The sequence below is a fragment of the Clostridium sp. UBA7503 genome (assembly GCF_002477055.1).
Taxonomy (GTDB): domain Bacteria; phylum Bacillota; class Clostridia; order Clostridiales; family Clostridiaceae; genus Clostridium_J; species Clostridium_J sulfidigenes.
This window is the reverse complement of sequence record NZ_DLNT01000028.1, coordinates 57,579-71,550: the sequence shown is the minus strand read 5'-3', so window position 1 is coordinate 71,550 and position 13,972 is coordinate 57,579. Positions and strand designations below refer to the sequence as shown.

Genomic DNA, 13,972 nt, shown 5'->3' with positions numbered 1-13,972 from the left:
AACTACTCTTTTATTTGTTTTAGATATTCATTTATAAACATATCTATATTTCCATCCATTACTGAACCTACATTAGAAGTTTCCGCTCCAGTTCTATGATCCTTAACTAAATTATAAGGGTGGAATACATAGGATCTTATCTGACTTCCCCATGCATTATCCTTTATCTCCCCTGTTATATCCTCAATTTTATCCTTATGCTCACGAATTTTAATATCTATAAGCTTAGCTTTCAGCATCTTTAAAGCATATTCCTTATTAGTGTGCTGACTTCTTTCATTTTGACATTGCACTATTATATTGGTAGGTATATGGGTTATTCTTACTGCAGAATCTGTAGTATTTACATGCTGTCCGCCTGACCCACTAGATCTATAGGTATCTATTTTTAAATCCTCTGACCTAATTTCTATATCTTGATTTTCAGTAAGCTCTGGTAAAACTTCACATCCAGCAAAGGATGTTTGCCTTTTTCCACTAGAGTTATAGGGTGATATCCTAACTAATCTATGAACACCCTTTTCTGATTTTAAATATCCATAGGCAAAATCCCCAGTAACCTTAATAGTAACCGCTTTAATTCCAGCTTCATCATCTGCCACATAGTTTAAAACTGTAACCTTAAAACCATGGGCTTCACACCATCTGGTATACATCCTGTATAACATATTAGTCCAGTCCTGGGCATCATTACCTCCAGCACCTGTATGAAGCTCGAGTATAGCATTGTTTCTATCATATTCTCCACTTAAAAGAGTTTCTATATTAAGATTTTCTATCTCTTCTCCTATGGACTTTAATTCACTTTTTATATCCTTATAAGAGGAGGAATCCTCCTCCTCCAAACTCATCTCTATGAAAATTTGAACATCTTCTGTTCTAATCTCTAAATTTTTAAAATTATCTAATTTATCCTTTATTGATTTTGCATTCTGAGTAATTTCTTGTGCCTTATTTATATCGCTCCAAAAATCCACTTCTTGCATTTTAAACTCAAATTCAGATAATTTCTTTTCTTCTGCTGCTATGTCAAAGAGACACCTTCAATTCCTGTAATTTTCTACTGATGACATTTACTTCATTTAAGCATTCTTCTAATTGTAATATCACTTTTATTCTCCTCTTCCACAACAGTTCTTATATTTATATCCTGATCCACATGGACATGGGTCATTCCTATTTGGTTTAGCTTGTTTTTTTACTGGCTCTTTCTTTAAAGAATTATCCTCATTAGTTGAAGTTATTTCAGCTACTCTTTCTCTTTCTGGAGCCTTCTCAACTTTAACATGGAATAGATACTTAACTGTTTCATGCTTAATATTTTCTATCATTTCCGCAAACATTTCGCTACCTTCCATTTGATACGCTTGAGCTGGATCTTGTTGCTTATATGCTCTAAGTCCTATACCTTGTTTTAAGTGATCCATACTATCAATATGATCCATCCACTTAGAATCAACTATCTTAAGTAGGATAACTCTTTCAATTTCTCTCATTTGCTCTTCGCTAAATTCAACTTCTTTCTCAGCATATAATTCCATTGCTTTATCTAGTAATAATTCTACAATCTCATTATTAGATAACTTAGCAATTTTATCTACTGTAACAGTATCTTTTGGTAGATATACATCTTCCATGTATTTTATTAATTTATTTAATTCATCTTCAAAAGTATCGTCTACACCACTAATATGAGTATTAACTGAACTTTCTATAACATCTTTTATCATTGTTTGTATTTGATCTTTTATATTAGCCCCCATAAGAACTTCTTGTCTTTGTTTATAAATAATTTCTCTTTGCTTATTCATTACGTCGTCATATTTAACAACATTCTTTCTAACGTCAAAGTTATTTCCTTCAACTTTTCTTTGTGCACTTTCTATAGCACCACTAACCATTTTACTCTCAATGGCATCTTCTTCTTGAAGCCCTAATTTATCAATCATACCTCCAAGTCTCTCGGAACCAAATATTCTCATTAAATCATCTTCAAGACAAATATAGAATCTAGATTCACCTGGATCACCTTGACGACCAGAACGCCCTCTTAATTGGTTATCTATACGTCTTGATTCATGTCTTTCTGTACCTAATATCTTTAAGCCTCCAAGTTCTACTACTCCTTCGCCAAGCTTAATGTCAGTACCTCTACCAGCCATGTTAGTAGCAATCGTTACAGCACCCTTTTGTCCAGCTAATGCTACAATTTCTGCTTCTCTTTCATGGTACTTAGCATTTAATACTTGGTGTGGTATTCCTTTTTTCTTAAGCATAGCAGAAATCACTTCAGACTTATCTATACTCACTGTACCAACTAAAACTGGCTGACCTTTTTTATGAGTTTCTCCTATCTCATCTACTAAACACTTATATTTTCCTTTAATAGTCTTATAAACAACATCTGGATGGTCTACTCTTGCTATTGGCATATGAGTTGGTATTACTATTACATCAAGACCATAAATCTCTCTAAATTCAGCTTCTTCAGTTTCAGCAGTACCAGTCATACCTGCAAGCTTAGTATACATTCTAAAGTAGTTCTGGAATGTTATAGTTGCAAGGGTTTTAGATTCTTTTTCAACCTTAACTCCCTCTTTTGCTTCAATAGCTTGATGCAATCCATCACTATATCTTCTACCTTCCATAAGTCTTCCTGTAAAGTCATCAACAATAACTACTTCTCCATCTTTTACTATATAGTCCTTTTCATTCTTCATTATGTGGTTTGCCTTTAATGCTTGAACTAAATGGTGTTGAATATCCATATTTTCAGGATCTGCATAATTTTCTAAATGGAAATATTTTTCTGCCTTTGCTATACCTTCATCAGTAAGTATAACGGAATTTCTTTTTTCATCTATTAAATAATCTTCTTCTAATAGTCCTTTAACAAAAAAGTCCGCAATTCTATAAAAATCAGTAGACTTATCTCCTTGGCCTGATATTATAAGTGGAGTTCTAGCCTCATCTATAAGTATTGAGTCAACCTCATCCACAATAACATAGTTTAATTCTCTTTGAACCTTTTCTTCTTTATAAACTACCATGTTATCCCTTAGGTAGTCGAACCCAAATTCATTATTAGTACCATAAGTAATATCACAATTATACATTTGTTGTTTTTCTATCTGCGTCTGACCATGAATTATAACTCCTACTGTAAGACCTAAAAATTCATGAACTCTTCCCATTTCATCTCTATCTCTCTTAGCAAGATAGTCGTTAACTGTGATTATGTGCACACCTTTTCCAGCTAAGGCATTTAAATAAGATGGAAGAGTGGCAACTAAAGTTTTACCTTCTCCTGTTCTCATCTCTGAAATTCTGCCTTGGTGTAATACAACTCCACCTATAATCTGAACATCATAATGTCTAAGACCAAGAACTCTTTTAGATGCCTCTCTAACTACTGCAAAAGCTTCTGGAAGAATATCATCTAAAGTTTCACCCTTTTTTAATCTATCTTTGAATTTTTCTGTCTTTTGTCTTAATTCTTCATCACTTAATTTTTCTATAGTCTCTTCAAGTGAATTAACCTTCTTAACTATTGGCATAATTCTTTTAATTTCTCTTTCACTGTAGGTACCAAATATCTTGTTAAATATTTTCATCTAAAATCATCCTCACTCTTTCTATCTCAGGTTTGTTAGCTATAATCATCACATAAATACTAATTAAGATTATATCAGTTATTCTTTGTCACTTCAACTTTATACCTATATTTTTCATCCAAAATAAGTAAAATTTTGTTCTATTTTAACATAGAATTAATAATTTCTATTACTATAAAAAACTCTATAGCTAATGCCATAGAGTTTTTATTAATATAAAAAGTATATTTTTAACTTTTCATTAAGATTAAATTTAGAAATTTTGTTCAATTAAACCATAATTTCCATCTTTTCTTTTATAAACAACATTTACTTCCTCTGTATCGCCATTCATAAATACGTAGAAATCATGTCCTAAAAGTTCCATTTGTAATACCGCTTCTTCTTGGCTCATAGGTTTTATAGCAAATCTTTTAGTCTTTACTATCCTTGGCTCTTTTTCTTCATCATAGTCAGCATAGCGTTCTATATTATTAAATTTTAAAGAATTGTCATAATTTCTTCTTTCAAGCTTAGTTTTTTGTTTTCTTATTTGACCTTCAAGCTTGTCAATTACAGTATCTATTGCATTATACATATCTCCATTTCTTACTTCTGCTCTTAATAATGCACTGTTAAACGGAATTATTACTTCAATTTTGTGTATGTTCTTCTCCACACTTAGTGTAGCTGTAGCATTCTCATTATTTACAAAGAATTTATCTAATTTTGATAACTTCTTTTCTACTGCAGCTCTAAGTCCTTCAGTAACCTCTATATTTCTTCCTATAACTCTAACTTTCATAATTCCAGCTCCCCTCATATTAAAAAGTATTATTGTGCTTCCTTTTAATATTTCTATTTTGTAATTATATTTTAAACTTTACCATAAATACTTGCAAGAAGACTTTACTTAATATTCTGAAAAGTTTTCTTTCTAGCCTTTTCTAGCTTTCTTTTCCTTCACTCTACGACTTATATCGTCTTTACATAGTATATGATTTCTTTCATATTTTATGTTATAATAAAATTACATGTGCTAGATATCATATACTAAAAATATAAATATTGTTTATCCATATTTTAAAATTTTAATATCATTTCATAGCTGAAATTAAAACCACAACTTCAACATATAATGAAAAAATAATACTACTAATTACTACTAATTAGTACCATTAAGATTCTTATGTCGTTTGACCTGGCCTTTGAACCCACACTCGCTTTTAGAAAATAGTCTACTTATAGATTACTATAAGTTACGATAAGTGTCGATTTTGCTATATTTCTTACTTATAACTTACTATAAATTATTCTTCTATTAGCTTACTTGGTCAGGAAAAAATCAGGAATTAAGTTTTAAAGATTTTGATGAAAAAAGAAAAGACTAGATTAATCCCTAGTCTTTATCATTTATAGCCATTCGTATTTTTTTAATTTTACATCATAAGATAAGTATATTTCAGTTCCTTTATCATCTACTACGGTTATATCATATGTCAAATACTCTATATCCTCAGCCTTACCTGTTTCAGGTGCAAGTGATTCAAATTTTGGTGAAGTTTCACCAGGCATAACAGTATCATAACTACTAATGAATGTTTTTTCATTTTTACCTTTTAATAAAATTGTTACATCAAATCCTTTTATAGCATATTTAGAGTTATTAGTAAATGTTGCTTCCATATACCTCTCACCAATTGAATCTGGTTCTAAAATCTTAAGATTCATAGGTAATTCTTCAATAGTAACTGGTGGATTATCCTTCTTTGGTTCTTTTGCTTCCTCTTTTACTTCTACTGGTGGATTATCCGACTTTGATGCGGTAGAACTACATCCAACTAGGCCTAAAACCACTAGTCCACTTAATAATATACTTAAAAATTTTTTCATAATTAACCCCCTAAAATATTTTTGTTACATGAATATCTTACCATTTTATAAAATATTGTCAACTTATTATGTATAAATTTTAAATTATATGTCTATATTCTAAATACATCTTAAACCATGTGCTTATACAAAAGAAAATTAAGGGGCGTCGCAAAACAACTAATTAAGTTATGGAGCGATGCTCCTTTTGCCATTTCAAATAAAGATAACTGCAGGTTTTCCTCCTCTTTTGGAATATGCCATGTATAATTTTGTGTAATCTAATCCCTCCAGTATATGGCTACGCAGTCTAACCAAATCATTCTCTTGAATAAATGCATCACAACTTAATGGTAATGATAATTGATAAACATCGTTAAATCTTGTATAATTCTTATTATTTATATTTTTGTTTTGCATATTAAAATTATAACTAAAATGCAGGTTCTTTGGAATCTGCATTTTTTATTTAAGTAAAAGATTATATTTTCANNAAAAAACTGAAATCAAATTTTGATTTCAGTTTTTTTGATAGTACAATCACAAAATAGAATTATCTATTTTGCGAAAGCCCCTTTTAATTATAGTAGAAGAAGGTGTTTTAAACCCTACTTAATATATTTCATATATTATATAAAACTCATTCAAGCAAAAATACCATAATATCCCTATTTTAAATTCACTTTTCTATACTTCCAATGTGATTATTTATGATTTTAATGTTTTTGTAGCGTCTTTATATCTTAACTTTAGTATTTCTAAATAATGTTTAAAAATAAGAAGAAGCAAATATTAATATTGCAATATGGTAGATTGGAGGTATAGATATGGCAAACTTAAATGAAATGGAATTACAAAACTTACGTCATTTAATTGGAGGACATTGTACAATTGAGAAGAAGCTAAATTGTTATGCAGATCAATGTACTGATATTCAATTAAAAGATATGTTAAAAAAAGATGCTAATGATGCAAAAACAAGTAAAGAAAAGCTAATGGCTTTCTTAGAATAGGAGGTAGTTGAAATGCAAGAAAAAGAAATGATAAGTGATTATTTAGCTGGATTAGATTCAAGCTTAGCTAAATATGGTGGAATAATAGCTGAAACTGAAAATGAAGAATTACGTAGAACTATTCAAACTCTTAGAAATCAGGATGAAGCTAGACAATATGCTCTTTTCCAAAAAGCAAAAGAAAAGAGATATTATATTCCAGCTCAGCCAGCATCAGCTAGTGAAATTGCTACAGTTAAACAAGAGCTTTCACAGGAATAATTTTAGAGTAATAACTCTATAGGTAAAACTTATAAGATCATTATTTTCAAATTTAAATACTCATATTTAAATTTGAAAATACTAATTATGCAATGAGATTTATGGTTACTGGAATACCTAATCTTACTATTGATTTAATATTTTTTTTTAAATTTAAATACTAATGTTACTCTATTAACATTTAAAAATATTAATTTATGTATTACCTAAAATTTATTCAGAAGTATTAAGAGTAGTAATTATAGCTGTATAATTACTACTCTTAATGTCTGTTAAATACAACTATACAACTAATAAAGATTATAACTAAACATATGAATATATTTATAGACTTTATATTAAAAATTCTAGTATTGGTATAAAAAAATTAAAGATATAAAATCTATAATGATTTAAACATTTTTAAACAATCTTCATAGTAAGGGAAGGAACTATCTTATACTAGCTAAAATATATAAGCTTCTAAAAAGATTCTTTAACTATCAGATTGAAATTTATGCACTATTAAAAAATCCTTGTGTTAGCTTAAAAGTTCCTGGACAAATATATTATTTAAAAGAAAAAATTTCAGCAAATATATAAATATTTACTCCCGAAGAACGGGATAGAATTCTTAATTATCTATATGGAACACATAGCTAGAATAACTTATCTTGATTTTAGCCTTGGAATGCGTTAAGGAGAAATATCACATTAAGTTGGGATGATGCAGACTTAAAAAGAAGGATTTTACACATAAGTAAATCTGTAAGATATACGAAAGACTTTGACGAAAATGGGGATAAACTTAAAGTTGGAGGACTCTATGATAATAAATATAATCTTGTTTTTACTAATCCACTAGGCGATGTTTTGAGTAAGAGATATTTAATATGACAATGTGAAAAGCTCTTAGTGAATTTGAAATACCTTATAGATCGTTTCATAAACTAAGACATACATTTTATAACTAAGGTAGCTACTTACGGTATTCCTGAGCCTATTACACAAGCTATAGTTGGTCATAAAAAAGGTTCTGGGATTACTCATAAGATTTACACCCATATAAATAAAGAAAACACTAAGAGAACTCTTCAAAATTATAGGATAAGTGTACCTAAATAGATGTCATTTATGATTTATAGGTGGGGAATAGGTCGGGAATTCTTAAAAAATATAAAAAAAGTGCAGGTCCGTAAACCTGCAAACCCTTAAAAACAGGGCACTTTATGTCGTTTGACCTGGTCTTTGACCCCACACTCGCCTACTGGAGCTTTTGCTACCCAGAATTACCCTCTCACTACTAACCCTCTCGCATTAAAGCGGTAGGACTTACCTCTAAGCCGCACCATGCTCATTAAACATTTTATTTAATTTACGTGGATCGTTTCGCCTGCGACTGGCATCGACTTTCAACCACAAACCCGACTCTTATATTATACTCTACTTTTCGCCACTGTCAATATAAAAACTTCATCGGCCTTTATTTCCTTAATGGCTTTCGCCGCATAAAAAGCTGTAGCTCCAGATGTAATTACATCATCGATGATGAGCACTCTCTTTTCTTCTATTTCTTTTTTATTTTTAACTATAAAAGAATCCTTTATATTTTCCCATCTTTTTATATTGTCTAATCCAATTTGATCTGCACTATCACTTGCTTTATAAAGCAATTCCTTGTAAGGAATTTTGCAATTTTTACTTATATATTTACAAAGTACTTCACATTGATTAAACCCTCTACTTTTTAAAGCAGAATTACTACTTGGAATAAAGGTTAATATATCTACCTTATCCTTCAAATTTTCTAATATGAAATCACTCATATACCCTGCTAATATTTTTCCTGCTAAAAAACTCTTATTGTATTTAAGTTTTAAAATCAATTTCTTTAATTCATAGCCGTAGAATCCTAAAGAATAGCTTATAAATTCCTCATCTTGGTGAGTTATTAAGGATTCTATATTAATTATATTAATGCCCTTTTTACATTTTTCACAAATATAATTCTTATCTTCATATTCATCACATATTATACATTTATCATCTATACCATATATAGTGGACAACATATTATCTACTATCTGTTTTATAATTTCAAAACTCCCTCTTCCCAAGCTCTTTTATTTAACTCCCTTAAAATAGTTTTACATCTATCCATATCCTCAGTTTCATTATTACAAAGAAAAATAACCTCTTCTCGCTCTGCCATAGATCTTCTATTTATCTTGCTAGATATATAAATCAAATCCTTATAATTAAAGTTATCATTATCTGCAAAAAAAATCATAACATTCAACGGATGCACTCCATAATAGTTCTCATTATAATTATTAGTAACCAATATACCATACTCTGCTAGTAAAAATTTAGACAGTTCCTTCTTGTCACTCTCTCCTGTTATATGTTTAAATATATTTTTTGTAAGCTTATGATTTATATTAGAAAGATAATTGTAAACCTTATGAGTTTTCTCATCATCTGGAGTATATATTAAAACCTTCTTATTAGTATTTATTGACCACTCTAGGTATTCATATACACTCATAGGTATTTCTTCTTCTATATTTACTCTAGTTACCATAACCCTAGGTTCAGCAATAGGAACTTGTTTATCTTTTCTTAAATTATATAATATTAATTCATTATGAAATACTGGTTCCATGGAATAACTAATCATAGTTCCATAGTTATTACAGACATAATCTACTAGCTTATTTATAGACTCATTACTATACATAGGCCTAGAATTTATTTCATCATATATAATAAAGTCAAATTTCTCCTTTAAGTATAAGGCTCTACTGTGGGTACATATATTAACTTTATCTGTATATGCTATATCATTCTCACCTTCAATAGAATTTATAAGATTTTTATTAATCAATCCTAATATCTTTACCTCTTCTATATCTGTATTTATTATATATAATATCTTTTTATTTTCTTTAAAACACCAGTTAAATACCTTATTAAAAATTTGTTTTTTATTATTTAATGAGGAAATTATATTTATTTTATGCAACTTCTTTTTAGCACCATCTAATATGGTATCTTCTATAGATTTCTTTGATGCTTTCACTATCTCTTTATTGGTTTTTATAAATGACATAAACTCTCTCCTACCTACATATGAATTATCTCTCTTATTCTCCATTTAAGTCCTGAATATCTCTCAAAACTTCTATTGTTATCTTTCATGAATTCAACCACTTTAGAATTACCTACCAATACGACTAACTTCTTAGCCCTGGTTATTCCAGTGTAAAGTAAATTTCTATTCATCAGTAGTGGTGGTCCCATAAACATAGGCATAATAACTACAGGAAATTCACTTCCTTGGCTCTTATGGATAGTAACTGCATAAGCTAAAGTTATTTCATCTAAGTCGCTTTCCTCATATTCTACGATTTTATCATCTTCAAAGCATACAATAATCTTATCCTCATCCTCATTAATTTCTGTTATATACCCTACATCTCCATTAAATACACCCTTACCTTCTTCACTGGAATTATTTTTGCTCCACTTTAGAGTATAGTTATTTTTAATTTGCATAACCTTATCTCCTACTCTAAAAATCATATCTTTAATCTCAACTTCATCCTTATCTTTACTTTTAGGATTTAACACTTGCTGAAGTTGTATATTTAAATTATCTATTCCCATAATTCCCTTACGCATAGGTGATAATACCTGTATATCTCTAACACTATCCCATTGCACATTAAACTTAGGAAGTCTTGTTTTCACTAATCCAATGATTTTTTCTAACATAACTTCACTATCTGCAGCTCTTTCAAGATAGAAATCACTATTTTTGGTATTTAAAATAGGCATCTTTCCTTCATTTATTAAGTGGGCATTTTGTACTATCATACTTTCTTGCCCTTGTCTAAATATCTCATTAAGTCTTACTACTTTTACCGCATCGCTTTCTATAATATCCCTAAGAACATTTCCTGGTCCCACTGATGGTAACTGATCCACATCTCCTACTATTATTAGTCTAGTTCCTACCTGCATTGCTTTTAAAAGAGCATTCATAAGACTTATATCTACCATAGATGCTTCATCCACTATTAAAACGTCACACTCTATGGCAGATGTTTCATTTTCTATTTCATCTACCTCTTCTTCACTATAACTTCCTATTTCCAAAAGTCTATGTATAGTTTTTGCTTCTCTACCTGTAGCTTCAGCCATCCTTTTCGCTGCCCTTCCTGTAGGTGCAGCCATAAATACCTTAAGTCCTAAACTCTCAAAAATACTTACAATGCAATTTATAATTGTTGTCTTTCCTGTTCCGGGTCCCCCTGTTATAACCTCTATCCCATTAAAAAAAGCACCCTCTATAGCTTCTTTTTGAGAATTGGCTAATTTAATATTTGCTTTATTTTCAAAGTCTTTAATTTTCTCATTTACATTTAAACTTAATTTATCATAGTTAGTAGTTGCTAGTTCTACTATTTTACGTGTTACAGACATTTCTAGATAAAGATAGGACATATTATATACCGCATCTATATTATCTACTACCTCTACCTTAATCTTTCCATCAATTATCAGCTCATAAACTCCTTCATCAAATTTCTCACTGTTTATCTCCAGAAGTTTCATTCCCTTATCTCTTAATCTATCCATAGGTATAAAGGTATTTCCTATAGCACAAAATTCATTAATTATGTATATAACTCCACTTTTTATTCTAAATAGAGAGTCCTTCTCTATGCCCAAGCTCTTAGCTATGGAATCCGCTGTTCTAAACCCAATTCCACTTATGTATTCTGTTAATATATATGGATTATCCTTAACTATATTTATGCAGTTAACTCCAAACTTCTTGTAAATCTTCATGGACATATTAACAGTTATGCTGTAACTTTGAAAGAAAATAATAATATCCTTAGTAACCCTCTGCTCTAAATAAGATTTCATAATGGTATTTATTCTCTTTTTACCTATGCCAGGAATCTCTTCAAGCTTTTCTATATTACTATCTAATATTTTTATTGTATCTTCTCCAAAAAATTCTACTATTTTTTTTGCTGTAACCTTCCCTATACCTTCAATGACTCCACTAGCTAAATATTTTTCGATGCCACTAGTAGTTGTAGGTATTATTTCATGTATACTTTCTATTTTAAACTGCTTACCAAACTTAGGATGAACAGTCCACTCTCCTTGAACACTATATTCTTGGGATTCATTTATAAATGGTATTGTTCCAACAATGGTGACAACTTCCTTATCACACCTTAGTTTACATATTGTATACCCATTATCATCATTTCTAAATACAACTGTTTCAACTATCCCTTCAATGGTTATCATAAAATCTCTCCTAATACCTATTATTATCTATCTATAAATATTATTATACCAAATTATATCTCATATATATTAACAATATAATAAAATTTAGCAATATTACTCAGTTTAAAGTAAAAATAATTACCCTTGTTAAATCTCATACACCATATACACTTAATTATAACCCTTTAAGCCAAACTCCACTCAGTACCTTCGCTGAACTCCAAATCATTGATTCAGGTTATATAGTTAAAAAAATCCACACTAACAATATGATTTGTTAGTGTGGATTCTTATTGATAAATATATATCTTTAATTACTTATATATATTTCTTTATTTCTTCAACCTTATTTAATTGCTCCCATGGTAGGTTTAAGTCATTTCTTCCAAAGTGACCATAAGCTGCAGTTTGTTTGTATATAGGTCTTCTTAAATCTAATTCTTTTATAATAGATGATGGTCTTAAATCAAAAACTCTATTAACTATATCTACTATTTTATCTTCAGAAAGTTTTCCAGTTCCAAAAGTATCAATTTGTATAGATACTGGTCTAGCAACACCAATAGCATATGCAAGTTGTATTTCTAACTTATCAGCGACACCAGCGGCTACTAAGTTTTTAGCTACCCATCTTGATGCATAAGCAGCAGATCTATCTACCTTTGTTGGGTCTTTTCCTGAGAAAGCTCCACCGCCATGTCTACCAGATCCACCATAGGTATCTACTATTATTTTTCTGCCTGTAAGACCTGAGTCTCCTTGAGGTCCTCCAATAACAAATCTACCTGTAGGATTTATATAGTATTTTGTGCTTGCATCTAATAAATCAGCAGGTACTATCGGTGATATAACATGCTCTTTTAAATCCTTCTCAATTTGTTCTCTTGTAACATCTGGACAATGCTGAGTTGAAATTACTATAGTATCTATTCTAACTGGCTTATTGTCTTCATACTCTACAGTTACTTGAGTTTTTCCATCTGGTCTTAAGTAAGATAAAGTTCCATTTTTTCTTACTTCTGCTAGTCTTCTTGATAATTTGTGAGCCATAGCAATTGGAAGAGGCATATATTCTTCAGTTTCATTTGTAGCAAATCCGAACATCATACCTTGATCTCCAGCCCCTGTAGCTTCATCATTGTTCATTTGACCTGCTTTACTTTCTAAAGCTTCATCAACTCCCATAGCAATATCACCTGATTGCTCATCTATAGATGTTAATACTGAGCATGTATTGCAATCAAATCCATATTTTGCTCTATTGTATCCAATTTCTTCAACTGTATTCCTAACAACCTTTTGGAAGTCTACATAGCAGTTTGTACTTATTTCTCCCATTACAAGAACCATTCCTGTAGTAGTTGCAGTTTCACAAGCTACCCTGGCATTTGGATCTTTTTCTAATATGGCATCTAGTATTGAATCAGATATCTGATCACACATTTTATCTGGATGTCCTTCAGTTACTGATTCTGACGTAAATAATCTTCTCATTGAATTTTCCTCCTTAAGTATTTAAATATTACCGACACTTAAAATTAAAACCTCTTCTTATAAGACAAGAAGAGGTTAGTATATTTCAAACTAAACTTTCTTATCTTGCAGAAAATACTGCAGGAATTGGCACCATTGCTTTTAATAGCCGGTTGCTGGGTTTCATTGGGCCTTTGTCCCTCCACCACTCTTGATAAGAGTTATATTATTAATTTATACATAGATAATAGCATAGGGAAATTTAACTGTCAACACACTTATCTATTAATATAAATAATTAACATTTACCATTATAATAATTTTCTATATGTCATTAAATATATTTTAAACTTAATAAAAAGATTTATTCAATTATTATAAAATACTTATTCAATTCGTATTTTATATTTTATTAAAAAATAAGACACTAAGTAAACTTAGTGTCTTATATGGTGGAGGAGGACG

The 13,972-nt window shown here is 29.9% G+C and carries 10 protein-coding genes and 1 riboswitch; of the genes, 2 read left to right on the top strand and 8 right to left on the bottom strand.

What is annotated here, in order from left to right; translation table 11 throughout:
• Positions 1-2: 2 nt before the first annotated feature.
• From prfB to B3630_RS08370, 4 genes are all read right to left on the bottom strand, one after another.
• Positions 3-1,110 (bottom strand): peptide chain release factor 2 gene (gene prfB, locus B3630_RS08385; protein WP_346897181.1). Its coding sequence is split into 2 segments (ribosomal slippage): positions 3-1,031 and positions 1,033-1,110, totalling 1,107 coding nucleotides; the frame shifts between segments, so codons are not numbered across the junction.
• Positions 1,111-1,112: 2 nt separating this feature from the next.
• Complete coding sequence (secA, locus tag B3630_RS08380) at positions 1,113-3,614, bottom strand: preprotein translocase subunit SecA (RefSeq protein WP_346897179.1); 2,502 nt, start codon at positions 3,612-3,614, stop codon at positions 1,113-1,115.
• Positions 3,615-3,867: 253 nt separating this feature from the next.
• Positions 3,868-4,398 carry a ribosome hibernation-promoting factor, HPF/YfiA family gene (hpf, locus tag B3630_RS08375; protein WP_346897177.1) on the bottom strand — a complete coding sequence of 177 codons (531 nt, stop codon included), beginning with the start codon at positions 4,396-4,398 and terminating at the stop codon, positions 3,868-3,870.
• Between the two features lie 608 nt (positions 4,399-5,006).
• Positions 5,007-5,486, bottom strand: coding sequence for a hypothetical protein (locus B3630_RS08370; RefSeq protein WP_346897175.1), 480 nt, complete (start codon positions 5,484-5,486; stop codon positions 5,007-5,009).
• An 806-nt stretch (positions 5,487-6,292) separates the two neighbouring features.
• Between B3630_RS08370 and B3630_RS08365 the strand changes: the two genes are divergently transcribed.
• Positions 6,293-6,478 (top strand): hypothetical protein, encoded by a 186-nt coding sequence (locus tag B3630_RS08365; RefSeq protein ID WP_346869711.1) that lies wholly within the window; start codon positions 6,293-6,295, stop codon positions 6,476-6,478.
• 12 nt (positions 6,479-6,490) lie between these two features.
• Positions 6,491-6,739, top strand: a complete 249-nt coding sequence (locus B3630_RS08360) for a spore coat protein (RefSeq protein ID WP_346897173.1) — start codon at positions 6,491-6,493, stop codon at positions 6,737-6,739.
• Between the two features lie 1,415 nt (positions 6,740-8,154).
• Here the strand turns inward: B3630_RS08360 and B3630_RS08355 are convergent.
• The 4 genes from B3630_RS08355 to metK form a co-directional block, all read right to left on the bottom strand.
• Positions 8,155-8,835: a ComF family protein gene (locus B3630_RS08355; protein WP_346897171.1), complete on the bottom strand. Its 681-nt coding sequence runs from the start codon at positions 8,833-8,835 to the stop codon at positions 8,155-8,157.
• On the bottom strand, positions 8,808-9,830 hold the full coding sequence (locus B3630_RS08350) for a hypothetical protein (protein WP_346897169.1): 1,023 nt from the start codon (positions 9,828-9,830) through the stop codon (positions 8,808-8,810). The genes B3630_RS08355 and B3630_RS08350 overlap by 28 nt, the downstream gene beginning before the upstream one ends.
• Before the next feature lie 14 nt (positions 9,831-9,844).
• Positions 9,845-12,052, bottom strand: coding sequence for an ATP-dependent RecD-like DNA helicase (locus tag B3630_RS08345; RefSeq protein WP_346897167.1), 2,208 nt, complete (start codon positions 12,050-12,052; stop codon positions 9,845-9,847).
• A 300-nt stretch (positions 12,053-12,352) separates the two neighbouring features.
• Positions 12,353-13,528 (bottom strand): methionine adenosyltransferase, encoded by a 1,176-nt coding sequence (metK, locus tag B3630_RS08340; RefSeq protein ID WP_346897165.1) that lies wholly within the window; start codon positions 13,526-13,528, stop codon positions 12,353-12,355.
• Between the two features lie 97 nt (positions 13,529-13,625).
• A riboswitch (SAM riboswitch) is annotated at positions 13,626-13,728 on the bottom strand.
• Positions 13,729-13,972: the final 244 nt, after the last annotated feature.

Excerpts from the sequence above, each read along its gene's own strand:
- metK (WP_346897165.1), bottom strand. The coding sequence starts at position 13,528 with ATGAGAAGATTATTTACGTCAGAATCAGTAACTGAAGGACATCCAGAT.
- B3630_RS08365 (WP_346869711.1), top strand. The coding sequence starts at position 6,293 with ATGGCAAACTTAAATGAAATGGAATTACAAAACTTACGTCATTTAATT.
- B3630_RS08370 (WP_346897175.1), bottom strand. The coding sequence starts at position 5,486 with ATGAAAAAATTTTTAAGTATATTATTAAGTGGACTAGTGGTTTTAGGC.
- B3630_RS08345 (WP_346897167.1), bottom strand. The coding sequence starts at position 12,052 with ATGATAACCATTGAAGGGATAGTTGAAACAGTTGTATTTAGAAATGAT.
- hpf (WP_346897177.1), bottom strand. The coding sequence starts at position 4,398 with ATGAAAGTTAGAGTTATAGGAAGAAATATAGAGGTTACTGAAGGACTT.
- secA (WP_346897179.1), bottom strand. The coding sequence starts at position 3,614 with ATGAAAATATTTAACAAGATATTTGGTACCTACAGTGAAAGAGAAATT.
- B3630_RS08350 (WP_346897169.1), bottom strand. The coding sequence starts at position 9,830 with ATGTCATTTATAAAAACCAATAAAGAGATAGTGAAAGCATCAAAGAAA.
- B3630_RS08360 (WP_346897173.1), top strand. The coding sequence starts at position 6,491 with ATGCAAGAAAAAGAAATGATAAGTGATTATTTAGCTGGATTAGATTCA.